Origin of the sequence: Sphingomonas sp. Sphisp66 (assembly GCF_047324325.1) — a bacterium.
Classification (GTDB): Bacteria; Pseudomonadota; Alphaproteobacteria; order Sphingomonadales; family Sphingomonadaceae; genus Sphingomonas.
This window is the reverse complement of sequence record NZ_CP168508.1, coordinates 4,602,550-4,624,664: the sequence shown is the minus strand read 5'-3', so window position 1 is coordinate 4,624,664 and position 22,115 is coordinate 4,602,550. Positions and strand designations below refer to the sequence as shown.

The following is a 22,115-nucleotide window of genomic DNA, read 5'->3' as shown; positions in this document are numbered from 1 at the left end:
GTCGGGCCGGGGCGGTAACGCCTTCCGGCCCTTTTCTTTTCGGGAGAGGAGCCGTGGAGAGAGTGAGACGGCGCTGGGTGCGCTGGACCAGGAAGAAGCGCGATGCCTTCCTCGACGAGCTTGCCGGCAGCTGCAACGTGCGCGCGGCGGCAGCGGCGGCGGGGATGACGCCACCAAGCGTCTATCACCTGCGGCGCAAGGACGAGGAGTTCGGCGAGGAGTGGCGAAAGGCGCTCCATGTCGGATACGAGATGCTGGAGACCGAGCTGCTCGGCCATGTGCTGGCCGGCGGCGGCGATGTGGTCGAACGTGCAGACGGCAGCAGCATCAGCGTGGAGCATGCGCTCAAGCTGCTCGGCCTGCATCGCAACAGCATGCAGGGCAAATGGCGCGGCGGCCCGAAGCTGCAGCGCGCACGGCCCGAGGATACCGATGCGGCGATCCTCAGGAAGCTGGAGGCGATCGATCGCAACCGGGCACGCAAGGCGGCGGAGACGGGCGGTGGGCAATAAGGCGGCGCTCGACGCGCTGCTGGGGCGCACCGCCGAGGACCGCGCCGAGGCGATCCGATCGCTGAGCGGACCGCAGAAGCGCGAATATGACGAGCGCTGGCTGCAATGGGCACATGATGGACAAGGAGAACCGGACGCGAAGGACTGGCGGATCTGGCTGATCCGGGCGGGGCGCGGCTTCGGCAAGACGCGGGCGGGTGCCGAATGGGTGCTCGCGCGGGCCCGCGCCAACCCCGCGGCGCGGATTGCGCTGGTTGGCGGTAATAACGACGACGTGCACCGCGTGATGATCGAAGGATCAAGCGGCATCCTGGCGGCAGCACGCACGGACGAGGAACTGGTATGGCACCGCAGCTCGGGCGAATTGCACTTTCCGAGCGGCGCGCGCGCCTATGTCTATTCGGCCAGCGCGCCCGATACGCTGCGCGGGCCCGAGCATGATTATGCCTGGTGCGACGAGCTGGCGAAATGGGGACGGAGCGGTGAGACCGCCTGGGACAATCTGATGCTGGGCTTGCGGCTGGGCGAGCATCCGCAGGTGCTGGTGACGACGACGCCGCGCCCGGTGAAGCTGATGCGCAAGGTGATGGCATTGCCCGGCGTGACCGAGACGTGTGGGCGAACGCGCGAGAATCCCTGGCTGCCGCGCAGCTTCGTCGAGGCGATGACCGCCGATTATGGCGGCACCCAGCTCGGCCGGCAGGAACTGGAGGGCGAGATGATCGACGAGCTGCAGGGCGCCTTGTGGAGCCGCCCGCTGATCGAGGCCTGCCGGGCGAGCGAGGTGCCCGAGCTGGTGCGCCGCGTGGTGGGCGTCGATCCGCCGGCGGGGGTGGGCGCCGATTCCTGCGGAATCGTCGCAGTCGGGCTGGGCCGCGACGGGAAGGGCTATGTGATCGAGGATGCCAGCATTTCGGGCGCGACACCCGAGGGCTGGGCACAAGCGGTGGCGGCCTGTGCCGCACGGCACGATGCCGACCGGGTGATCGCCGAGAAGAACCAGGGCGGCGCGATGGTGAAGTCCGTGCTGCTCGGTGCCGACAGCCGGCTGCCGGTGACCCTGGTGCATGCCAGCGAAGGCAAGGCGGCGCGCGCCGAGCCGGTGAGCCTGCTCTACGAGGCGGGCAAGGTGCTGCATGCCGTGCCCTTCCCGGCGCTGGAGGACGAATTGTGCGGGCTGGTGGCAGGCGGCGGCTATGAAGGGCCCGGCCGATCGCCGGACCGCGCCGACGCGCTGGTCTGGGCGATGACCGAGCTGATGCTGAGCAAGCGGGGCAAGGCGGCGATACGGCTGTTGTGATCGCCTGCGATCCTCCCCCGCCAGGGGGAGGTGTCAGTTCCTGCGTCAGCAGGGACTGACGGAGGGGGAGGTAAGCAGCCAGTTATCGGCGCCCCCACCTCCCCTCCGTCACGCTTCGCGTGCCACCTCCCCCTGGCGGGGGAGGATTTGTGAAGCTCGGGGGCGGTGCTGTGAATTCACAATTCCCCTCCCTGGCAGGGACGGGCGCTTTAGAAATCAGGAGAACCGACATGACGGAACGGAAGCTGTTCCGGCGGGCGATCGTGCTTGCCGGGATGCTGGGGCTGTGCGGCTGCGCGCTGAGCTTGGGCGCACTGCTCGATGCCGGGAGCGCGGCGCTGGTGGCGCGCTTCGATACCGACCGCGATGGCGGGCTCGGGCCGGCGGAGGTGATTGCGATGGTCGCCGCCGCCGTGCCGGGCAAGGGCGCCGAGCGCGACGCGCTGCGCGCCGGGCTGGCGGCGGGATACTGGACGCGGGACTGCAATCGGGACGGCCGGCTGACCGCGGCGGAGCTGGCGGCGAGCGGTTCGTGCGCGTGATTGCCTAGCGGTGGGGGCTATCCTGGATGCGTCTGGCGCTTCCCTGTCCGAACAAGCTGTCCGTCATCCCCGCGAAGGCGGGGATCCAGGGTGGCAAAGCGTGGTCCTGCGTGACTCTGGATCCCCGCCTTCGCGGGGATGACGATCTTATCTTGGGAAAGGGCCGGACCAGCTTCGATCAGTCGGCGGGCTCGTAGAACTGCTCCTCGACCCGGGAACCGATGCGGTAGATCGCGAGGAAGCCGAACGCGGAGAGCAGCCAGACCGCAGCGAAAAGGGCGACGAACAGCGCCTCGCCAGGCCGGGCGAAATCGATGGGCACGCGGTTGCCCTGGGATCCGTAACGGAGATAGGCGATGAGGAAGACCAGCGGGATTCCCAGAAAGGGTGCCTTGGCCCAGCCGAGCAGCACTCGCTGCCGGGGCGTGATGTAACGCTGGAGGCCGTCGTCCGGCAGCGTGCTGTTGGGCCCGCGGCGCGGCACGAAGATCACCCGGCCATCGGGCAGCAGCGTGTCCTTGCCGACCGGCTGGAGCGTGTTGCCGACCGCGGTGAACAGGCTGCGCATCGAATATCCCCCCTGCGGGGAACAGATCATAGCGGGGCTGGGGCGGCAAGTACTGCGCTGGTGGCAATCCAATATGGCTGCCTCATTCTTTCCCCGGCGAAGGCCGGAGCCCAGCCTTGAAAGTGGCAACGCTTAGTCTGGGCCCCGGCCCCTTCGACCGCCCGCAGGGCGGGCGCTCAGGACAGGCTTCGCCGGGGAAAATGCCCTTCCATGGGCGAACCGTTCGAGAGATTTCAGGAGATCAGGCATGAAATGGTTCGGGCGGAAGTCCGTGCGCGAAGGCGCGCGGCCGGCCTTGTCGCGCGCCGGCACTTTTACGGGCGCGGTTGGCGAATGGCCGCGCAGCTATGAGGCGCAGGTGCGCGAGGCCTATTGCCACAATCCAGTGGCGCAGCGCGCGGTGAAGCTGGTGGCGGAAGGCGCCGGCAGCGCGGCGCTGAGGGCGAGCGATCCGGCGTTGCTGGCGCTGGTGACGGCGCGCAGCGGCGGGCAGCCGCTGATCGAGACGCTGGCCGCCCAGTTGCTGCTGCACGGAAACGGCTATGTCCAGATCCTGACCGACGATGCCGGCGCGGTGCGCGAGCTCTATGCGCTTCGCCCCGAGCGCGTGAGCGTGGAGCCCGATGCGCGCGGCTGGCCGGTCGCCTATCGCTACAAGGTGGGCGAGAATGTCGCCCGGCTCGCGGCGGAGGACGGCGCCGGGCGGCCGGCGGTGGTGCATATCCGCGCCTTCTCGCCGATCGACGATCATTATGGCCTGGGCTGCCTGGGTGCCGCCGCCGGCGCGGTGGCGATCCACAATGCCGCGGCGCGCTGGAACAAGGCGCTGCTCGACAATGCCGCCCGGCCCTCGGGTGCGCTGGTCCATGATCCGGGCGACGGCAGCGTGCTGGCACCCGACCAGTTCGCCCGGCTCGCTGACCTTCGAGGTGCAGGCCGATGCCGCGCCGGTGCAGGCGGGCGCGATCGCTGTGGCGCTGGGCGCGGTGGCGGCGAGCGAACCGACGATGGCGTTGGCGGGCTTCGCGGCGCAGGGGACGAATCTCGGCGCGGTCGCGCAGCTGCTGGCGGATGCCGCCGGCGGCTGGTTCGGCGAGGGGCCGGCGCTGCGCTGCGGTTCGGGCGGGGCCCTCATGGTCAACGATGACGGCGTCGGCGGGAAGGGCCGCGCGAACCGCTCGATCGCGGCGGCGAGCAGCGTGCCGCGGACACTGACGCTCAGCCATTACGACCCGGCGCGCGACTATCAGATCGGCGTGCAGCGCGCCGGGAGTCTCAGCGGGGGCCCGGGCGAGCAGCGAATCGAACTGCCCGCGGCGATCGACGCCGGCGGGGCACGGACGCTGGCCGAGGCAGCATTGCTGCGCGCCGATACCGAACGGGTGCGGCGGAGCGTGCATCTCGGCTCGGAGGCACTCAACATATCGCCCGGCGTACGGGTGCGGATCGCAGGGAGCCCCGGCATCTGGCGGGTCGATGGCTGGAAGCTCGAGGCGATGGCCGTCTCGCTCGACTGCGTCGCGCTGGCGCCCGAGGTGGCACCGATTCCCGCGGCCAGCGGGCGCGCCTCGCGTGCAAACGATGTCATGATCGGCCGGACCATGGTGCACGCCTTCGAGCTGCCGCCGGTCGACGACATCGCGCCGGCAGTGCCCAGGCTGGCAGTAGCCGCGGCCGGTGCCGGCCCGGCATGGCGCAGGGCGGCGCTACTGCTCAGCACGGACAACGGGAACTCCTGGCAGGCGACGGGCGGCACCCGCGGCATTGCCGTGATCGGCGAGATTCGCATTCCGCCCGGCCCGGCCTCGCCGCTGATCGAGGACCGGCACAACAGCGTCGAAGTCGCGCTGGCGCATAATGGAATGCAGCTCGACGACGTCGACGCGGCAGCGCTCGATAGGGGTGCCAATCTCGCCATGCTGGGGGATGAGCTCATCCAGTTCGCCAATGCCCAGCCTCTGGGTGACGGGCGCTGGTGGCTTTCAGGTCTGTGGCGCGGACGACGCGGCACCGAACATGCGATCGGCAACCAGGCCCCGGGCGACCGCTTCGTGCTGCTCGACGCGGATACGCTCGCGATGATCGACCTGCCCCGCACCGCAGTCGGCACCGAGGTGCAGCTGCTGGGGGAAGGCGCGGCGGACATGGGCGATCCGGCTACCGCCCGGGCGACGGTGGACGGCATCTCACTGCTGCCGCTCGCGCCAGTACATCTGGCTGCACAACCATTGCCCGAAGGTGGGGTGCAGTTGCGCTGGACGCGACGGAGCCGGCGCGACTGGCTTTGGCGCGATCATATCGACGTCACCCCCGAACCAGACGGCGAGCGCTATCGCATCACCCTCATCCCCGCGACCGGCGCGAGCTGGACAGTGGACACGCTGGCGCCCGAGATGACGCTGCCCATCGGGACCGACACCAGCGGCCTCGGAATCGAGGTCCGGCAATTGGGAACCGCAGGCCCCTCGCCGCCCGCTACGCTTAGCTTGCCGCTTCAGGGAGAGGAGACATGACCGAGACCACCGACCGATTCGACCTGCCGCTACTGCACGCCGGGCAGGCGCAGAAGGAAATGTACCACAATGAAGCGATCATCGGACTCGACCTGCTCAGCCATGCCTGTGCCGAGGCCATAGGCCTGAACTTGCCCCCAGCCGATCCTGCGCCAGGCCAATGCTGGATCGTGGGCGATACGCCGGAGGGCGCATGGCTGGGCCGTGCCGGCGAGGTGGCCGCCTGGACCGAGGGTGGCTGGCGGTTCCTGGCACCGCGCGAAGGCATGCGGCTGTGGCTGGGCGAAGAAGCCGGGTTCGCGCTATTCACCGGAGACGAATGGCGGGCCGGCGAAGCCCATGGCCGCGTGATGGTGGCGGGCCGGCAGGTCGTTGGCGAACGCGCCGCGGCCATCGCGGAACCACAGGGCGGGCCGGTGGTTGATGCGCCAGCGCGGGCCGCAATTTCTGCGGTACTGGTTGCCTTGCGCGCGCACGGTCTCATCGAACACGGCGGACTGTGACGTTCATGCAACAGTGCCCGGATTTGTGCGCTTGCGCAGAAACTTTCGTTTCGGTACTGAGTTTTTCGCTGTCCGTAGTGACAATCATGAAAGGGGATTAAGATGCGGAAGCTTGCCGTAACTCTGGCACTCGCGACGACCGCGCTCAGCACGCCCGCCCTCGCTCGCGACGATGCGTGGTATGTGGGTGTCGAAGGCGGCGTGATGCTCGTCGAGGACATCAAGTTCGACGTCGGCGCAGCCACCGATGCTGCGACCGTGCACCACAAGGCTGGCTGGGACGCCGACGCCACCGTCGGTTACGACTTCGGTCCGTTCCGCGCGGAAGCCGAGGTTGGCTATCGTTCGGCTTCGGTCAACCGCCTCACCAGCACCGTGACCCAGCCGGTCCGTACCTCGACCGGTGGCGCGGCCAATGCGCCCGCGGGCGACTACAGCTATGCCGGTGGCCGTTCGTCGGCGCTGAGCTTCATGGTCAACGGCCTGCTCGACTTCGGTGAAGACACCGGCGTGCAGGGCTTTGTCGGCGGCGGCGTTGGCGTCGCTCGCGTCAAGAGCAAGGTTGGCCTGAACACCTTCGCCGACTCGCTCGACGATTCGGACACGGTCTTCGCCTGGCAGGCGATCGCGGGCATCCGCGCTCCGCTGTCGGACTCGATCGACGTGTCGCTGAAGTATCGCTTCTTCAACGCCGACAATGTGAAGCTCACCGACGCTTCGGGTCGCGTGTGGGACGGCCGTTTCCGTTCGCACTCGATCCTGGGTGGCCTGACCTTCAACTTCGGCGCTCCGGCAGAGCCGGCTCCGGCTCCGGCTCCGACGCCGGAACCGACCCCGACGCCGACCTGGACGCCGACTCCGGAACCGACCCCGACGCCGACCGTCGTCTGCACCCCGGGACCGTACATCGTGTTCTTCGACTGGGATAAGTCGGACATCACGCCGGAAGCCGCGAGCATCCTCGACAACGCCATCAGCAACTACCAGAACTGCGGTAACGCGCAGGTCATGCTGGCCGGCCACGCCGACCGCTCGGGTTCGGCCAGCTACAACGTTGGCCTCTCGCAGCGTCGTGCCGACTCGGTGAAGGCTTACCTGACCGCCCGTGGCATCGGTGCCGGCGCGATCTCGACCGAAGCCTTCGGTGAGAGCAAGCCGCGCGTCGAGACCGCCGACGGCGTCCGCGAGCTGCAGAACCGCCGCGTGGAAGTCACCTACGGTCCGGGTTCGGGCAACTAAGCCAGACCCGTCCGCAAGGACTGAGAATTGGGGAGGTCGGGAAACCGGCCTCCCTTTTTCTTTGGCTCCGTTACCCCGGCGGTTGCGCCGCGTGAGGCCGAGCGCCTAGCAGATCGGGATGACCGATCCGGTGCAGCCCCTATCCCTCGAGCGCGATGGCGCAGAGCATCTGCCCGGCGCCGCGGTTACGGCGCTGGAAGAGATTCAGGCCATGCTTGCCGACGTGCCCGCTCATCGCCCCGGGTCACGCCTGTACGGGGTCTCTGGTCTGGATACCCTACTCGCCGCAGAAGGTGTCATCGGGCAAATCGCAGCCGATCGCCTTGGCTCCAATGCCCGACCCGTCCGCGCCATCCTGTTCGACAAGAGCGATCGCACCAACTGGGCGCTGGGCTGGCACCAGGATCGTACCATTGCCGTGACCGCCCGCCGTGACGTGCCTGGCTTTAGCCCCTGGACCATCAAGCATGGCATGCAGCACGTGGCCCCACCCTTCGCCCTGCTCGCGGAAATGCTGACATTGCGGGTACATCTTGACCCGGTCCCGGCCGACAATGCCCCTTTGCTGGTCGCACCCGGATCGCACCGGACCCTGGTTGCGGAAGGCGAGATGGAGCAAGCGGTGGCCAGCCATGGCATCCATGCCTGTCTTGCCGAGGCGGGGGATATCTGGGTCTATGCGACGCCGATCCTCCACGCCTCGGATGCAGCCGCCCGTCCGGCCCGGCGCCGTGTGCTGCAGGTCGACTATGCCGCCATCGCCCTGCCGGGCGGGCTCGACTGGCTGGGGATCTAGCTGCCTTCCGCACGCAGCGTCTCGGCCAGCCATTCCGGGATCAACGCATCCCCCAGCGCCTCGACCCGGCGCAACTCCACCATCAACCCGAGATCGGGATAGCTGGCCCGGGTGCGGTCGCCCGGCTCGCCGATCGGCGCCACGACCAGCCGGCGATTGACCTTGGCGCGATAATGCATCCGCGCGGTATTCTCCTGCCCGACATAGCAACCCTTGGTGAAGCTGACGCCACGAAGCTCGGCGGCGTTGCATTCGAGCCACAGTGTCTTGTCCTGACCGAGCTCCTCCACGCCTTCAGTAACGCCCAGACGCAGGCGATGCGCGCGCCAGGCCGCCGCAGCTTCCCCGGAAGCGGCCCCCAGCCAACGATAGCCGAGCGCCGCGAGGCGCGGGTCGGCAACGCCTTGCCCGGGATCCGGCGACCAATGCACGCCCCCATCCACCGCCTCGATCGTGATCGCGCGGCGCAGCCGATAGAGAGTCAGCCGCCGGACCAGGGCCTCGCGCTGGGCGGCTTCGCAATCGACGAGGATCGCATCCCCATCCGCCCAGAGCAGGAAATCGAACAGCGCCTTGCCCTGGGGGGTGAGCAGCGCGGCCCATTGCGGCGTTTCCGCAGTGACCAGGGCGAGATCCTGTGTCACCAGGCCTTGGAGAAATCCCCGGACGTCTTCGCCTGCAATGCGGATCAGGGCGCGGTCATCTAGCCAGGTGCTGGTATCGCTCATTCCGAACAGGTAGGGGGTGGCCGGGGGCGACGGAAGAGGCGCGGTTATGAATGTCGATCTGAAGCTCAAGGGCGGGCGTGTGCACCTGCCTTCCGGTCCGGCCGAAACCGATATCGGCATCCGGGACGGACGCATCGTCGCGATCGGCGGCACGCTGGAGGCAGGCGAGACGATCGACTGCACCGGGCTCGACGTGCTGCCCGGCGTGATCGACAGCCAGGTCCATTTCCGCGAGCCCGGGCTCGAGGCCAAGGAAGACCTGGAGAGCGGCGCACGTGCTGCCGTGCTTGGCGGCGTGACCGCGGTGTTCGAGATGCCGAACACCAAGCCCAATACCGATTCGGCCGAGGCGGTGCAGGACAAGCTTGCCAGGGCCAAGGATCGCATGTGGTGCGACCACGCCTTCTATGTCGGCGCGACCAACAACAATGCCGAGCATCTTGCCGAGCTGGAGCGCCTGCCGGGCACTGCGGGCGTGAAGATCTTCATGGGCGCCTCGACCGGCGACCTGCTGGTCTCCGACGATGCGAATCTCGCGCGCGTGCTCGCCTCCGGCCATCGCCGCGTCGCGATCCATGCCGAGGACGAATTCCGCATGCAGGACCGGCTCGGCGAGCGGGTGCCGGGCGACCCTTCCAGCCATCCGGTGTGGCGCGACGACGAAAGCGCGATGCTGGCGACCCGCCGCATCCTGGGCCTGGCGCGGGCGGCCCGGCGGCGGATCCACGTCCTCCACGTCACCACGCCAGCCGAGCTGGAAGTTCTCGGGCAGAACAAGGACATCGCGACCTGCGAAGTCACCCCGCAGCACCTGACGCTGGCGGGCGAGGAGGCCTATCCCACGATCGGCACCTTCGCGCAGATGAACCCGCCGATCCGCTCGGCCGCGCACCGTGCCGGGCTGTGGCACTGGCTCAACCAGGGCGTGCCCGACGTGCTCGGCTCCGATCACGCCCCGCACACGCGCGAGGAAAAGGCCAAGCCCTATCCCGACAGTCCCAGCGGCATGCCCGGCGTGCAGACGCTGCTGCCGCTGATGCTCAACCATGTCGCCGAGGGCCGCACCACGCTGCAGCGGGTGATCGACCTGACCAGCGCCGGGCCGCAGCGCATCTTCGGCATCGCCGGCAAGGGCCGCATCGCGGTCGGCTATGACGCGGACTTCACAGTGGTCGACCTCAAGGCGCGCTGGACGATCGAGGAGAGCTGGCTCGCCTCGCGCTGTGGCTGGTCGCCCTTCACCGGGATGCAGCTCACCGGCAAGCCGATCGGCACGATCGTGCGCGGGCACCGGGTGATGTGGGAGGCCGAGCTGGCCAACCGGGCGGTCGGCCGGCCGGTGCGCTTCGAGGCGGTCGAGTTCGGGTGAGGACGGTATCGCGCACCGATCGCGCGTCGCGGCTCATCAAGGCGCCGGCGAGCCAAATCTATCGCGCCTTCATCGACGCCGAGGCACTGGTGCGCTGGTTGCCGCCCGAGGGGATGACCGGCGAGATGCTGGAATTCGATGCGCGACCGGGCGGCGGTTATCGCATGGCGCTGCGCTATGACGAAGCCGAGCATGACGCGTCGGGCAAGACTTCGGAACATGCCGATGTGGTCGAGGTGCGCTTCATCGCGCTGAACCCGGGCCGGGGCATCGTTCAGTCGGCAGTGTTCGATGCGGAAGATCCGGCCTTTGCCGGCACGATGCGCATGACCTGGACGCTCGAGCCGGCAGAGGGCGGCACGCGGGTGGCCATCGCCTGCGAGGACGTGCCGCAGGGCATCCGCAAGCAGGATCATCTCCAGGGACTGAAGTCCTCGCTGGCCAATCTCGCCAGCTTCGTCGGCGGCTAGGCCGGGATCGCGGCGGCCCAGGCCTCGGCTTCGTCCTCGCGCCGGGCATGGACGAGCGGCGGCTCGGCGGTGGCGCCGGCCGGATCGACCTCGATGCTGGCGTCGTAGAGGAAGGTCGCGTTGCCCCGGATCGTGACCATGCCCGCGGCATCGGACGATCCCATCACCAGCCCGCCCTTGTTGAACACCTTCATCACCGTGCCGAAGGGCACGCGCCCGGTGCGGCCGGCGGCATAGACCGAGGAGGCCATGGCGCTGCCACAGCTGTCGGTCAGCCCGACGCCGCGCTCATAGGTGCGCACGAACAGATCCTGGCCACGCAGTTCGACGAAGGAGACATTGGCACGCGCCGGGATCAGCTCTGGCCCCGCCTCGCACCAGTCGCCCAGCGCGACCAGCTCGGCCTCATCAACCGATTCAACGAATGTGACGAGATGCGGGTTGGGCATCGCGATCGCGGTGAAGGCGCGCGGGCTCGGCAGGCCGGGAATGGCCGCTTCGATGATCTCTTCCGCGTCGGTGCGCAGGCCGACATCGGCGGTGCGGGTCGAAGCCGGACCAGCGGTCTCGCGGATCGTCACGACGCCCGGCGCGAGCGGCTCGGCGCGGGCGACTTCGGCGCTGCTGGTCTTCAGCCGCACGCGGGCATGGTCGATCCCGAGCAACTCGAAGCCCAACCGCGCGGTGCAGCGCAGGCCGTTGAGGCAGGTCTCCGCCTCCGACCCGTCCGAATTGAACATGCGCATGCCGAAATCATGCCCGGCATCGTCGCCTGCGGTGAGCAGCAACAGCCCGTCGCCGCCCACCGGCCCGGCACGGTCGGCGAGCGCGCGCGCCACGCCGGCCCAATCCGCATCGGACAGATCGAGCGTGCGCGCGTCGATCAGGGGGAAGTCGTTCCCCGAGCCATGGCACTTGATGAAGGCGAACCGCATGGCGCCCCCTCTAGGCGCACGCGGCCCGGCTGACTAGCCGGCGGCGACCGCTTCGCGCGACACGGCGCCGCCCATTGCAGCAACCGCCGCCCTGTCGCGCGCGATGATCGTGGCGAAGCTCGGCCGCGCATGCATCGCCGCGACCCAGGCCGCGAGCCGCGGATAGGTCGCGGGATCCACCGTCACCCCGATGCAGCCCAGCGTCGCAAGCGGGCTCGCCACCGCGATGTCGGCAAGCGTCAGCCGGTCCTCGACCAGATAGCCGCTCTCGGGGATTGCGCCTTCCAGATAGGCGAGGATCGGCGGCATCAGGTCGCGCTCGGCCGCATCGGCCGCGTCATGGTCGCACTCCATCTTGAGCACGCGCGGACGCACGAAGCGCTGGCCGAAGATCGCGCCGCCGGCGGCCATCATGATCGTGTCGGCGAGCTCGTCGAACCAGATCGTCCGCGCCCGGGCGCGCGGCTCGGTCGGAATCAGGCTCGGCTCGGGATATTTGGCATCGAGATAGGCGACGATCGCCGAGCTGTCGGAGATCAGGAAATCCTCGTCCTTGAAGCCGGGCATCTTGCCGAACGGGCTCGCGGCGACGAAATCCGGGCTGCCGCGGCCCATGCCGGCGGCCTGCAATTCGAGATTCAGGCCCTTTTCGGCGCCGAACACCATGACCTTTCGCACATAGGGCGAAAGCGTCGAACCAAACACGATCATGCCAACCTCTCCTAGGCTTTGGCAAAAGGCTATCCGATCGATTGCACGGGGCAACCGGGTTGTGCGCGACAGGTGCGCTCCACTGTGCGAAGATGAAGCGAGTGATTGCTCTCACGCTCCTTCTCGCGCTGGGCGCGGCTGCGGCCTTTTATATCGTGCTGCGGCGCGTGGCCTTTCTGGAACAAGAACTGCGCCGTGTCGAATCGCTGATCGTGGCGCGCGATATCGAAGTACGTGAAGCACCGATTCACCGAACCGAGCCGAAGGCGGCGCCGGTCCGGGCGCCCGAAGCGCCCGCGCGCATCGCCGAATTGCCGGCACCAGCACCCGAGCCGGATCGCCCGCGCATTCCCGAACCGCGCCCCATGCCGGACTTCAGCCTCGAGACGCTGATCGGCGGCCGACTGCCAATCTGGATCGGCGGGGCGGCGCTGGTGCTCGCGGGCTTCTTCCTTGTTCGCTACTCGATCGAGAGCGGGCTGCTCGGCCCGTCGATGCGCACGTTGCTCGCTGCGCTGTTCGGCCTGGCGCTGATCGCGGGGAGTGAAGTCACCCGGCGGCTTCGCGCCACCGCCGAGGCCCCGCGGGTTGCCCAGGCACTGGCCGGGGCAGGCATCGCCAGCCTCTACGGCACGCTCTACATGGCCGCCGCGCTCTATCACCTGATCGCGCCGCTCACTGCCTTTCTGCTCGTGCTGGTCGTGACCGGCGGGGCGCTCGCCCTCGCATTGCGGCACGGCCCGCCCACCGCGGTGATGGCGCTGGTCGGCGGGTTCGCCGCGCCGCTGGTCGCCGGCTTCGACGTGGCCGGGATCGGCCCGCTGCTGGTCTATCTCGCCCTCTTCACCGCAGCCCTGTTCGGCCTGGCGATCCATCGCGGCTGGGCATGGCTGGCGCTCGCCGCCTGCCTGTCCGGCTTCGCCTGGATCAACTTCCTGATCGCGATGCTCGTCGCACGCGAAGGGGACCTATCCGCGGTCGGCGCCTTCACCATGCTGCTCGCCATCGGCGCCAGCGCGGCCCTGCCCGCCACCGGCGCCCATAGCCGCTGGCTGCGCATCGCGCCGCTGATCGCCGGCTGCCTCCAGCTGGCGATACTCGCCCCGGCGCTCGACTTTGGCTGGCTCGCCTGGAGCTTCTACCTGGTGCTTGCCGCGGCCGCGTTGTTCCTCGCCTGGCGCGATATCGTCTATCTTCCCGGCGCGCTTGCCGCACTCGTCCTGCTGCTGATGCTGGAAACGCTGGCGCTCGCACCGCCAGACACCGGCTTCACTCCGGCTGCCGCGATACTCGCCACCCTGATCTTCGCCGCCCCGGGCCATGTCCTTGCGCGCCGGCATCCGATCTGGGCGACGATCGCGCTGCTCGGCACGGCAGGCCCCCTGCTGGTCGCGCATCTACGCGCCCCGGACCTGCTGCCGGCCGTCCAATGGGGGCTGATCGAGTTGGCCGCGGCAGCCATCGCCTTCAGCCTCGCCTGGCGAACCCGCACCGAGCCTGCGCACCCAATGCTCGTGCCCGCTACGGCGCTGGCGGCATTCCTGGCCGGGCTGGGCCTCGGCCAGTTCGTACCGGGTGACTGGCTATCGCTGCCGCTTACCCTCGTCGCTGCGGCGCTGGCCTGGTGGGCGCGCAAGATCCGCACGCCGCTGCTCTACACCCTGCCCGCCTATCCCCTCGCCACCGCACTTGTGGCTGGGGCGTTGCCGCTGGGCGCCCTCAGCGAGCTGGTGCTCGCCTCGCTTTCCGGCGAACGCCTCACCTATCCATTGATCCCCGGCCTGTTCGAACTGCTGCGAGAACTCGCACTCCCAGTCGCACTCGCCATTGCGCTGTTGTTCGACCCCGCCCAGTTCGGCCGGGTCCGGCGCGCGGCATCACTCGTCGCAATCGCACTGGCCATCCTGCTGCTCTACGCGCTCGCCAAGCAGCTTCTTGCGATCGCCACCCTGCCCCGTTTCCTTACCTGGGGTTTCCTCGAGCGCGCGCTGCTCACCCAGGTCTTTCTTGCCGCCGGCTGGCGGCTGGTCCGCCAGGGCAAGGCCGTGGTGCTCGGCCATGCGCTGCTCGCGCTCGGCCTGTTCCGGATCCTCTGGTTCGATCTTTTCCTGCTCACCCCGCTGGTGGAGCCGCAGATGGTCGGTCCGCTGCCACTCCTTAATGCCGTCGTGGCGCATCTCGCGCTGGCCAGCTTCTGGCTGTGGACCCTGCCGCTGCGCTGGCGCGTGGGCGCAGCACTGCTCGCGCTCCTCGCCGTGCTGGCGGCGGTGCGCCAGGCGACGCATGGAGGCCTGCTCACCGGCCCGATCGGCACCGCCGAGAATGGCGGATACAGTGCCGCGATGCTGGCCCTGGCGCTGTTCTGGCTGTGGCGCGGCATCACCACCGGCGCACGCGACCTGCGCATCTTCGGCCTCGCGCTGCTCACCGGCGTCACCTTCAAGGTATTCCTGATCGACGCCGCCGCGCTGGACGGACTGCTGCGCATCCTCTCCTTCCTCGGGCTCGGCCTCGCCCTGATCGGGATCGGCTGGGCCTATGGCCGGTTCGTCGGCAAGGGCAGCGCGGCGGAGACCGAACCGGTCATCTGAGCCCGTAGAAATCGGCGACCCGGTCGAGCGCGAAGCACAGCACCAGCTTGCCCGCGCGGCTCGGCCAGCCCAGCGCCTTTTCCGCCGGCCCCAGCCCTTCTCCCGCGCAGACCACTCGCCAGAGGATATCGGCCAGACCCGGCCCCGCCGCCGCGACCGCGCCATCGAAGCGGCGGCGCGCGGCGATCTGCGCCAGCGTCGGATCGAGCCGCTCCGACATGCCCCCCGGCGTCCGCGCCGCCGGTGAGGCATCCCAGCGCATCGTCACGCGCGGCCCCAGCGCCGCTGTCTCGTAATCCCCACGCAGCCTCTCCCCCGCATCGAGCTGGCGCAGGCTCACATGGCCCCGCGACGCCAGCCAGGCCATGGGCGATTCGGCCAGGTTCACCGTGACGCTGCGCCGCACCCCATTCAGATCCTCTATCGTCCGCTCGACCAGCTCCCGCATTTCGATCTCCTTTTGTTCCGATTCGCCATGCTTGCCATGTCGGCTCGATTGTAGGAAAGAGGGAAACCGATCTGGTTAGAGAGATAGTCGCATGATCACAGCCATCCGCGAGGTACGCCGCGCCAAGGGGCTCACTCTGGAGGAAGTCGCGGAGCGCTGCGTGCCGCCTACCACGGCGCAGACGATCGGCCGGCTGGAGATGGGCACACGCACCGTGTCGGTCGGCTGGCTCAACCGCATCGCCGCGGCGCTGGGCGTGGATGCCGCCGACCTGGTCAAGCTGCCCGAGCGCCCCGAGATCCCGGTTGCGGCCCTGCTGGAGAGCGGCGGCGCGCAGGCACCGACCCGGACCGCCGTGGTGGTGCCGCCGCATGCCGAGCCCGGCATGGTCGCGGTCAGCGTGGTGGCGGGCATCGGCGACTATCGCGCGGGCGACGAGATATGGTGCCGCATGCTCGCGCCCGAGGGCTTTGCCGGGGCACTCAACCGCGACGTGCTGGTGCCCCGCCCCGCCGGCCGCTTCCTGTTCGGCCGGCTGATCGGGCGCGAGGGAGACCGGCTCCATCTGCTCCCGCTCGGCCAGGGCGCCCGCCAGCAGGTGGTCGCCGATCCCCCTTGGATCGCGGAGGCGATCCGTCTGGTCCGCCCCCTCTGAATCACCTTGCGGACCGCCCCGGACAGGCGCAGTCTGCCTGGCAAAAGCAGGAGGGGCATACCATGCTGAAACTGGGTCTGGCGGCAGCTGCCGCAATCGCCATCGCGGCACCCGCAATGGCCGATGACTGGGATTTCGTACTGATCAACAACAGCGGCAAGCCGATCAAGACGGTCGAGCTCGCGCCGACCGGCACCACCACCTGGCAGCCCAACAAGGTCGATCCCGAATTCAAGAAGGAAGACGCCACGGTGAAGCCGGGCGGGCGGATGACCGTCCATTTCGACAAGGGCGCCACCTGCAAATATGACGTGAAGCTCAGCTTCGCCGACAGCAGCAGCGGCGTGTGGACCGGCATCAACGTCTGCGACAATTCCTATGTCACGGTGAAGTACAACGCCGCCGGCGCACCCGCCTTCACGGCGAACTGAGCGCCCGGGCTGCGCAGCAGCCGGCGGATCGACCAATGGCGGAGCGCCGCGGCACGCGGTGCGCCGCCATTTTCGTCTGTACGAAGCCCGACGCCCGTCCCCAGATCAGCACCGGATCGGCCCAAAACATCCGAGTCGAAGCATTTCGAATCGGAAAATAGGTCCAAGATGGAAGAGTAGACAAGATATCCACCATTAATTGGAGTCGACTGGCCGGTCTTCTAAAGTTATCCACGGATTATCGAGTCGCCCTAGATGTCATGGCCGCACGGGGTCGCGGCTGCTTCACATGTACATTGCCAGTTCCGGAAGATGCCCCGGCATCCTTCCGCGTTCACATGCTCGACCGACCGGAATCTCCCGGCGCGGAAGGGTCAGTGCTGTCGGGTGAACAGGGGTGGACACGCTCGAGACCAGGCTGCTGGGCGATAGTGATGCGATGGTGCGGCTGCGCACCATCGTTCCCAAGATCGCGCGCAGCGACGCGCCGACGCTGATCACCGGCTCCACCGGAACCGGCAAGGAGCATTGCGCCCGCACCATCCATGCCCTGAGCGAGCGCCAGGACGCGCCCTTCGTCGCGATCAATTGCGGCGCCATCCCCGACAGCCTGTTCGAGGCCGAGCTGTTCGGCTTCGAACGCGGCAGCTTCACCGGCGCGGTGCGCAGCCAGACCGGCAAGGCGGTGGTCGCCGGCGCCGGCGGCACCCTGTTCCTCGACGAGGTCGGCGAGCTGTCGCCGTTCAGCCAGGTCAAGCTGCTGCGCCTGCTCGAGGAGAAGGAAGTGCAACCGATCGGACGCGAGAAACCGGTGAAGGTCGATCTGCGGGTGATCGCGGCGACCAATCGCGACGTCGAGCGCCAGGTCGAGGAAGGGAGCTTCCGCGCCGATCTCTACTACCGGCTCAATGTCGCCCGCGTCACCCTGCCCGACCTGGCCGAGCGCGCCGAAGACATATTGCTCTACCTCCGGCACTTCATCGAATCGTTCAACTGCCGGCGCGGCTGCACGGTGGCGGCGCCCGATGCCGAGCTGATCGACGTGCTGCTCCATTATGACTGGCCCGGCAACATCCGCGAGGTGCGCAACTTCGTCGAGGCGATCTTCATCGATCCGCCGCGCGGCGCAATCCGGATGGACCACATCCCCGACGCGTTCGTGCGACTGCAGCGCAGCTTCGACGCTTCGGGCAAGGACGAGCGCGCCCGCATCCGCGCCGCGCTCGACCGCACCGACTGGAACCGCGCCGAGGCAGCACGCGCGCTCAGCTGGTCGCGGATGACCTTGTACCGCAAGATGACCAAGTACGAGATGACCCGCGGCGGCCCGGAAGGTCCCGAGGATTTCCCCGCGCTGTAACAGCCCGGCGTAACATCGATACACCCCGTTCGCCGCATTGTTACGTGGTTATACCTAGGTCACCCGCCTAACCCCCTGTTATTCCGTCATTTCACAAGCTGGCACAGCGCTTGCTCCGTATCCGGCAGGAGGCATGCCGGATGAATCAGGGCAGCTTGGCAGATGTGGATACGGAGGCGGTGATGCGCAGCGACGCGCCCCGCGCCCCTGCCAGCTACGTCAATTATTTCGAGCTGGGCCAGAACCCCTTCGAATTCCTGATCGACCTCGGCCAATATTATCCCAGCGGCAATGAAGGCGTGGGCGCGATCGGCATCCACACCCGGCTGGTGCTCACCCCGCCCTATGCCAAGATGCTGTCCGAGCTGCTCGCCCGCTCGGTGCAGGAGCATGAGCGCGAGAACGGGTCGATCGTGCAGATCGGCCAGGACAGTTCCCCCTTCGACATCGTCCTCTCCTCGCTCGGCGACTTCGAGGAACGCGCCCGCGCGCTGCGCGCGCCGCGCCCGCCATCCGATTCCGCTCCCGGCGACGATGCCGGCCGCAAATCCCCTTCCAGCAACGACAGGTGATCCATGACTGCTCAGATCCGCCCAAACCGCATGGAGGTCAGCGATCGTTTCCCGATGCTGGGATTCGCCGTTCGCGTCGATCAGCCCAATGTCGACGCGCAGGTGGTGTTGGCGACCGACGTCGCCCTGTTCGATCCGGGCAGCAGGCAGCACCGCACCGCCGCCAATTTCTATTGCAGTGACGAGCAGGGCCGGCTCACCGTGCCGCGCGGGGACGGCGTGTTCGTCGTGCCGCCGGAGGTGCTTGCGCGCTTCATCGGCAACAGCCGGCTCTATTTCGGCCTCGCCACCGGCAATGCCGGCACGCGCGAGCTGAGCGTGGCCGCGCTGCCGCGTGAGGGCAGCCCCTATGTCGCGCTCAACGGCTTCAGTGGGCGGAGCCTGCGCCGCAGCTACACCGCCGCGCGCACCACGCCGGTGCTCGAATGGGCCGGCGACGTCCCCCAGCCGGGCAGCCGGCCGGCCGCGCCGGCCAGCCCGGCACCGGTTTCCGCGTCGCCCGCCCCCGCCGCGCCCGGCGGCAACGGCACCTATGACGATGGCTTCGGGCCGATGCCGGACATCCCCGCCAAGAGCGCCGGCCTCTCCCGGGCGCAATCCGCGCGCGGCAATGTCGCGCTGACCATGGCGTCTGGGCTGAACGCGAACGACGCGCTCGCCTGGATCATGGAGAAGGTCCGCGCCGCCGCGGCGGTCGCCGGCAGCGACGTCAATCCGCCGAGCCTCTACCGGTTCGGCGCCGCGAGCAGCACCTTCATCGCCGCCTGGCAGGCCGGGTTCGGGATCACCGGGCTGATCAACCCGCTCAACGCCTTCCTTGCGGCATTGCCCCAGCTTGCGGTGCGCAGCGGCGTCACCCTGTCGATCGGGCCGTCGCTCGATACGCCGGTTTTCGGCGGCGGGGTCGGCGCGGTCTTCTCGCCCGACGGACAGGCGGCATTGTTCGGCACCGCCGATTCGAACTTCGACGCCCAGGGCATCGGCGACTTCATCGAGCATCTGAAGCTGGCGCTCCAGGCCAAGTTCAAGCTCGGCTACAATGCCGGCGGGATCGACGGCTTCGCCAGCCTGCGCAAGGTCGCCGCGATCAATGTCGGCGAGGAGCTGGTGGTCGGCGCCGAGCTCTGGCTTGATGGCGCCAATCAGGGGATCGGCGGCGCGGTGTCGATCGGCGCGGGCTTCGCGCTGCAGTTCGGCCAGGAAGAGGCCGCCTATGTGCCGCCCAGCCTGCCCGGCACTGGCGCCCGCGATCGCGCCACTCGCATCGGCGGCCAGTTCGCCAGCCGGATCGGCGAGGCGCTCGACCTTGGCCTGGCCGAGACGACGCTCAACCCGCTGTTCGAGAAGCTCGAAGGCTCGGTCCGGCCGGCGCCGATGGCCTATTCCCGCGCCCAGTCCGTCGGCCGCAGCATCAACTGGGACGGGATCGACTGGATCGCCCAGCCGAACGCCAATGCCTGCTGGGCCACCACGCTGGCGATGCTGATCGGCTGGAAGGACCAGAAATGCTATGACCCGGCGACGATCGCCCAGCGCTGCGGCCGCGACATCAACTCGCGCCTGCCCTGGGCCGAGCGCGCCGCCACCGCCGCCGCGCTCGGCCTTGGGACGGTTCAGCCGCAATGCTACACGCCCGAAGGCTTCTTCAGCCTGATCGAGCGCCACGGCCCACTCTATGTCGGCAAGATCATGTCCGACACGATCAACTCGGGCCATGCCGTGCTCGTCGTCGGCATGTACGAGGATGGCGGCCAATATTATGTCCGCATCGTCGATCCCTGGGACCGCCCCGTCGGCACGCCGGGCAACCCCGGCGCCTATCCGAACACCCATGAGCGCGGCAGCCGCTACATCATGCGCTACGAGGATTTCGCGCATGAATATGAGATGGCGGCAGCGGGCACCCCGTCCTATGTCCAGATCATCTATGCCGGCATCCCCGCCGGCCGCCAGCCCAACACCGGCACCAGCGCGCCCGCGGGCTTCGCGATGGCGGCGCCGCGCACCAGCAGCGCGATGTCCGCGCCCGACTGGTCGATCAACTGGGACGGCGTCCAGCTGGTCGCCCAGCCCACCGACAATGGCTGCTGGGCGACGACCATCGCGATGATGCTCGGCTGGCGCGACGAGCGCAGCATCACGCCGCAGTCGATCGCGCAGCGCGCCGGCAACGATATCGAGCAGGGCCTGCCCTGGGACGATCATGCCGCCGCAGCAGCCCGGCTCGGCCTCACCGCGCATCCGCCGCAATGCTATTCGACCGACGGCTTCGCCCAGCTGATCCAGAACAACGGCCCGCTCTACGTCAGCAAGATGGCGACCGCGAGCGGCCTGTCGGGCCATGCCGTGCTGGTCGTCGGCATGTACTCGAGCGGCGGGCAATATTTCGTCCGCATCGCCGATCCTTGGAATCGCCCGGTCGGCACCCCCGGCAAGCCCGGCGCCTATCCGGACAGCCATGATCACGGCAGCCGCTATATCATGCGCTACGAGGCGTTCCAGGCCGAGTATGAGATGGCCGCATCGGGCAGCAACCCGGTCAACGTGCAGATCCTGAGCGCCGGGGTCCCCGCCGGCCGCCAGATCAACAGCGGCACCACGCCGCCGGCCGGCTATGCGATGGCCGCGCCGCGCACCAGCAGCGCGATGTCCGCGCCCGACTGGTCGATCAACTGGGACAATGTCCAGCTGGTCGCACAGCCCACCGACAATGGCTGCTGGGCGACGACGATCGCGATGATGCTCGGCTGGCGCGAGCAGCAGAGTATCACGCCTGAATCGATCGGCGCGCGCTGCGGCAGGAGCATCGAGAATATCCTGCCCTGGGTCGATCATGCCGCTACCGCGGTCCAGCTCGGCCTCACCGCGCACGCCCCGCAATGCTATTCGACCGACGGCTTCGCCCAGCTGATCGAGAACAACGGTCCGCTCTATGTCGGCAAGATGGCGAGCTCGGCCGATCGCTCGGGCCATGCCGTGCTGGTCGTCGGCATGTATTCGAGCGGCGGGCAATATTATGTCCGCGTCGCCGATCCCTGGGACCGCCCGGTCGGCACGCCGGGCAATCCCGGCCGCCACACCGCGACGCACAATCACGGCAGCCGCTACATCCTGCGCTACGAGGATTTCCAGTCCGAGTATGAGATGGCGGCGACCGGCACGCCGGCCAATGTCCAGATCTTCAGCGCCGGCGTGCCCGCCGGCCGCCAGATCAACCGCAGCACGACCGCACCGGCAGGCTATGCCATGGGGGCGACGGGCACGCTGCCCGAGCCACCGGTCGCCCGCAGCCGCGCGCTCGATATCGGCGCGGCGGCAACGATCGCCGGAACGGTGATCCAGATCATCGCCAGCAACAGCGGCGACATCCGGACCAACCTGTCCGCCTGGTCCGGCACCAAGCATCCGAACGATGTGGCCCCGGCGACGAGCGCCAGGTTCCACAATGGCGAGATTTCCCTGCGCGACTGGCCGGTGCTCGGCGCCACCTTCGGTATCGACGACATCTATTGCTGGCTGAAGATCCGCTGGCAGTACAACGGCACGTCGATCAGCCACGTCTATATCGACGATGACGGCCATGACGACGCGCTCGACTGGGGCCTCACCGTCAATGCGACGATCGAGGATGATTCGCGCCTCTATCCGCGCAGCTCCCAGGCAACATTGCCCGGCGCTGCCGAGGTGCCGGCGCTGCACGTCAACATCACCTATACGTTCGACAACACCGTGGCCGACGACCATGTCGCCAACACGCGCGTCACGCTGTACGCCGACGGCACCCACGACATCTCCAGCCGCTGGGTACAGCATGCGCGGCCCGGCGGCGGAACGCCGACCAACCGTGCCCGCCCGCTTGCCCTGGCGTGATC

21 protein-coding genes are annotated in these 22,115 nt (G+C 68.6%); 16 read left to right on the top strand and 5 right to left on the bottom strand.

The window, feature by feature from the left end; all coding sequences use genetic code 11:
- The first annotated feature begins 62 nt into the window (after positions 1–62).
- The 3 genes from ACEN8G_RS21290 (at position 63) to ACEN8G_RS21280 (ending at position 2,354) form a co-directional block, all read left to right on the top strand.
- Positions 63–512, top strand: a complete 450-nt coding sequence (locus ACEN8G_RS21290) for a hypothetical protein (protein WP_413419307.1) — start codon at positions 63–65, stop codon at positions 510–512.
- Complete coding sequence (locus ACEN8G_RS21285; RefSeq protein ID WP_413419305.1) at positions 502–1,812, top strand: DNA-packaging protein; 1,311 nt, start codon at positions 502–504, stop codon at positions 1,810–1,812. The genes ACEN8G_RS21290 and ACEN8G_RS21285 overlap by 11 nt, the downstream gene beginning before the upstream one ends.
- A 230-nt stretch (positions 1,813–2,042) precedes the next feature.
- Positions 2,043–2,354 carry a hypothetical protein gene (locus ACEN8G_RS21280; RefSeq protein ID WP_413416313.1) on the top strand — a complete coding sequence of 104 codons (312 nt, stop codon included), beginning with the start codon at positions 2,043–2,045 and terminating at the stop codon, positions 2,352–2,354.
- A 178-nt stretch (positions 2,355–2,532) separates the two neighbouring features.
- Here ACEN8G_RS21280 and ACEN8G_RS21275 read toward each other — a convergent pair whose 3' ends face one another.
- Complete coding sequence (locus tag ACEN8G_RS21275) at positions 2,533–2,922, bottom strand: hypothetical protein (protein WP_413416314.1); 390 nt, start codon at positions 2,920–2,922, stop codon at positions 2,533–2,535.
- Between the two features lie 247 nt (positions 2,923–3,169).
- Here ACEN8G_RS21275 and ACEN8G_RS21270 point away from each other — a divergent pair, with 247 nt between their 5' ends.
- The 5 genes from ACEN8G_RS21270 to ACEN8G_RS21250 all read left to right on the top strand — a co-directional run bounded on the left by ACEN8G_RS21270 (position 3,170) and on the right by ACEN8G_RS21250 (position 7,973).
- A complete protein-coding gene (locus ACEN8G_RS21270; RefSeq protein WP_413416315.1) occupies positions 3,170–4,069 on the top strand; it encodes a phage portal protein in 900 nt (299 codons plus the stop codon).
- Complete coding sequence (locus tag ACEN8G_RS21265; protein ID WP_413416332.1) at positions 4,056–5,435, top strand: phage tail protein; 1,380 nt, start codon at positions 4,056–4,058, stop codon at positions 5,433–5,435. Before ACEN8G_RS21270 ends, ACEN8G_RS21265 begins: the two co-directional genes overlap by 14 nt.
- Positions 5,432–5,938 carry a DUF2793 domain-containing protein gene (locus tag ACEN8G_RS21260; RefSeq protein WP_413416316.1) on the top strand — a complete coding sequence of 169 codons (507 nt, stop codon included), beginning with the start codon at positions 5,432–5,434 and terminating at the stop codon, positions 5,936–5,938. Before ACEN8G_RS21265 ends, ACEN8G_RS21260 begins: the two co-directional genes overlap by 4 nt.
- Before the next feature lie 102 nt (positions 5,939–6,040).
- Positions 6,041–7,177, top strand: a complete 1,137-nt coding sequence (locus tag ACEN8G_RS21255; protein WP_413416317.1) for an OmpA family protein — start codon at positions 6,041–6,043, stop codon at positions 7,175–7,177.
- Between the two features lie 118 nt (positions 7,178–7,295).
- Positions 7,296–7,973 carry a phytanoyl-CoA dioxygenase family protein gene (locus tag ACEN8G_RS21250; protein ID WP_413416318.1) on the top strand — a complete coding sequence of 226 codons (678 nt, stop codon included), beginning with the start codon at positions 7,296–7,298 and terminating at the stop codon, positions 7,971–7,973.
- On the opposite strand, the gene ACEN8G_RS21245 is transcribed toward ACEN8G_RS21250, so the two are convergent.
- Positions 7,970–8,701: a YgfZ/GcvT domain-containing protein gene (locus ACEN8G_RS21245; RefSeq protein WP_413416319.1), complete on the bottom strand. Its 732-nt coding sequence runs from the start codon at positions 8,699–8,701 to the stop codon at positions 7,970–7,972. The genes ACEN8G_RS21250 and ACEN8G_RS21245 overlap by 4 nt on opposite strands.
- A gap of 46 nt (positions 8,702–8,747) precedes the next feature.
- Between ACEN8G_RS21245 and ACEN8G_RS21240 the strand changes: the two genes are divergently transcribed.
- Both ACEN8G_RS21240 and ACEN8G_RS21235 read left to right on the top strand, forming a co-directional pair.
- Positions 8,748–10,070 carry a dihydroorotase gene (locus tag ACEN8G_RS21240; RefSeq protein WP_413416320.1) on the top strand — a complete coding sequence of 441 codons (1,323 nt, stop codon included), beginning with the start codon at positions 8,748–8,750 and terminating at the stop codon, positions 10,068–10,070.
- Positions 10,067–10,540: an SRPBCC family protein gene (locus ACEN8G_RS21235; protein WP_413416321.1), complete on the top strand. Its 474-nt coding sequence runs from the start codon at positions 10,067–10,069 to the stop codon at positions 10,538–10,540. The genes ACEN8G_RS21240 and ACEN8G_RS21235 overlap by 4 nt, the downstream gene beginning before the upstream one ends.
- Here ACEN8G_RS21235 and dapF read toward each other — a convergent pair.
- Both dapF and ACEN8G_RS21225 read right to left on the bottom strand, forming a co-directional pair.
- Positions 10,537–11,475, bottom strand: coding sequence for a diaminopimelate epimerase (gene dapF, locus ACEN8G_RS21230; protein ID WP_413416322.1), 939 nt, complete (start codon positions 11,473–11,475; stop codon positions 10,537–10,539). The genes ACEN8G_RS21235 and dapF overlap by 4 nt on opposite strands.
- A gap of 33 nt (positions 11,476–11,508) precedes the next feature.
- Positions 11,509–12,186, bottom strand: a complete 678-nt coding sequence (locus ACEN8G_RS21225) for a glutathione S-transferase family protein (protein ID WP_413416323.1) — start codon at positions 12,184–12,186, stop codon at positions 11,509–11,511.
- A 101-nt stretch (positions 12,187–12,287) separates the two neighbouring features.
- Here ACEN8G_RS21225 and ACEN8G_RS21220 point away from each other — a divergent pair, with 101 nt between their 5' ends.
- Entirely contained in the window at positions 12,288–14,777 is a 2,490-nt protein-coding gene (locus ACEN8G_RS21220) for a DUF2339 domain-containing protein (RefSeq protein WP_413416324.1), read from the top strand.
- Here ACEN8G_RS21220 and ACEN8G_RS21215 read toward each other — a convergent pair.
- Positions 14,770–15,225, bottom strand: a complete 456-nt coding sequence (locus ACEN8G_RS21215) for a DUF6456 domain-containing protein (protein ID WP_413416325.1) — start codon at positions 15,223–15,225, stop codon at positions 14,770–14,772. The two genes, ACEN8G_RS21220 and ACEN8G_RS21215, sit on opposite strands and share 8 nt — an antisense overlap.
- Before the next feature lie 91 nt (positions 15,226–15,316).
- Between ACEN8G_RS21215 and ACEN8G_RS21210 the strand changes: the two genes are divergently transcribed.
- From ACEN8G_RS21210 to ACEN8G_RS21190, 5 genes are all read left to right on the top strand, one after another.
- Positions 15,317–15,880 (top strand): helix-turn-helix domain-containing protein, encoded by a 564-nt coding sequence (locus ACEN8G_RS21210; protein WP_413416326.1) that lies wholly within the window; start codon positions 15,317–15,319, stop codon positions 15,878–15,880.
- Positions 15,881–15,942: 62 nt separating this feature from the next.
- Entirely contained in the window at positions 15,943–16,311 is a 369-nt protein-coding gene (locus tag ACEN8G_RS21205; protein WP_413416327.1) for a hypothetical protein, read from the top strand.
- Positions 16,312–16,708: 397 nt separating this feature from the next.
- A complete protein-coding gene (locus tag ACEN8G_RS21200) occupies positions 16,709–17,671 on the top strand; it encodes a sigma-54 interaction domain-containing protein (protein ID WP_413416328.1) in 963 nt (320 codons plus the stop codon).
- 182 nt (positions 17,672–17,853) lie between these two features.
- Complete coding sequence (locus tag ACEN8G_RS21195; protein WP_307116546.1) at positions 17,854–18,243, top strand: DUF3467 domain-containing protein; 390 nt, start codon at positions 17,854–17,856, stop codon at positions 18,241–18,243.
- Positions 18,244–18,297: 54 nt separating this feature from the next.
- Positions 18,298–22,113 carry a papain-like cysteine protease family protein gene (locus tag ACEN8G_RS21190; protein WP_413740691.1) on the top strand — a complete coding sequence of 1,272 codons (3,816 nt, stop codon included), beginning with the start codon at positions 18,298–18,300 and terminating at the stop codon, positions 22,111–22,113.
- Positions 22,114–22,115: the final 2 nt, after the last annotated feature.

Bases quoted from the DNA above. Each gene is read 5' to 3' on its own strand.
- ACEN8G_RS21280 (WP_413416313.1), top strand. From the start codon at position 2,043: ATGACGGAACGGAAGCTGTTCCGGCGGGCGATCGTGCTTGCCGGGATG.
- ACEN8G_RS21275 (WP_413416314.1), bottom strand. From the start codon at position 2,922: ATGCGCAGCCTGTTCACCGCGGTCGGCAACACGCTCCAGCCGGTCGGC.
- ACEN8G_RS21270 (WP_413416315.1), top strand. From the start codon at position 3,170: ATGAAATGGTTCGGGCGGAAGTCCGTGCGCGAAGGCGCGCGGCCGGCC.
- ACEN8G_RS21265 (WP_413416332.1), top strand. From the start codon at position 4,056: ATGGTCAACGATGACGGCGTCGGCGGGAAGGGCCGCGCGAACCGCTCG.
- ACEN8G_RS21260 (WP_413416316.1), top strand. From the start codon at position 5,432: ATGACCGAGACCACCGACCGATTCGACCTGCCGCTACTGCACGCCGGG.
- ACEN8G_RS21255 (WP_413416317.1), top strand. From the start codon at position 6,041: ATGCGGAAGCTTGCCGTAACTCTGGCACTCGCGACGACCGCGCTCAGC.
- ACEN8G_RS21250 (WP_413416318.1), top strand. From the start codon at position 7,296: ATGACCGATCCGGTGCAGCCCCTATCCCTCGAGCGCGATGGCGCAGAG.
- ACEN8G_RS21245 (WP_413416319.1), bottom strand. From the start codon at position 8,701: ATGAGCGATACCAGCACCTGGCTAGATGACCGCGCCCTGATCCGCATT.
- ACEN8G_RS21240 (WP_413416320.1), top strand. From the start codon at position 8,748: ATGAATGTCGATCTGAAGCTCAAGGGCGGGCGTGTGCACCTGCCTTCC.
- dapF (WP_413416322.1), bottom strand. From the start codon at position 11,475: ATGCGGTTCGCCTTCATCAAGTGCCATGGCTCGGGGAACGACTTCCCC.
- ACEN8G_RS21225 (WP_413416323.1), bottom strand. From the start codon at position 12,186: ATGATCGTGTTTGGTTCGACGCTTTCGCCCTATGTGCGAAAGGTCATG.
- ACEN8G_RS21215 (WP_413416325.1), bottom strand. From the start codon at position 15,225: ATGCGGGAGCTGGTCGAGCGGACGATAGAGGATCTGAATGGGGTGCGG.
- ACEN8G_RS21210 (WP_413416326.1), top strand. From the start codon at position 15,317: ATGATCACAGCCATCCGCGAGGTACGCCGCGCCAAGGGGCTCACTCTG.
- ACEN8G_RS21205 (WP_413416327.1), top strand. From the start codon at position 15,943: ATGCTGAAACTGGGTCTGGCGGCAGCTGCCGCAATCGCCATCGCGGCA.
- ACEN8G_RS21195 (WP_307116546.1), top strand. From the start codon at position 17,854: ATGCGCAGCGACGCGCCCCGCGCCCCTGCCAGCTACGTCAATTATTTC.
- ACEN8G_RS21190 (WP_413740691.1), top strand. From the start codon at position 18,298: ATGCTGGGATTCGCCGTTCGCGTCGATCAGCCCAATGTCGACGCGCAG.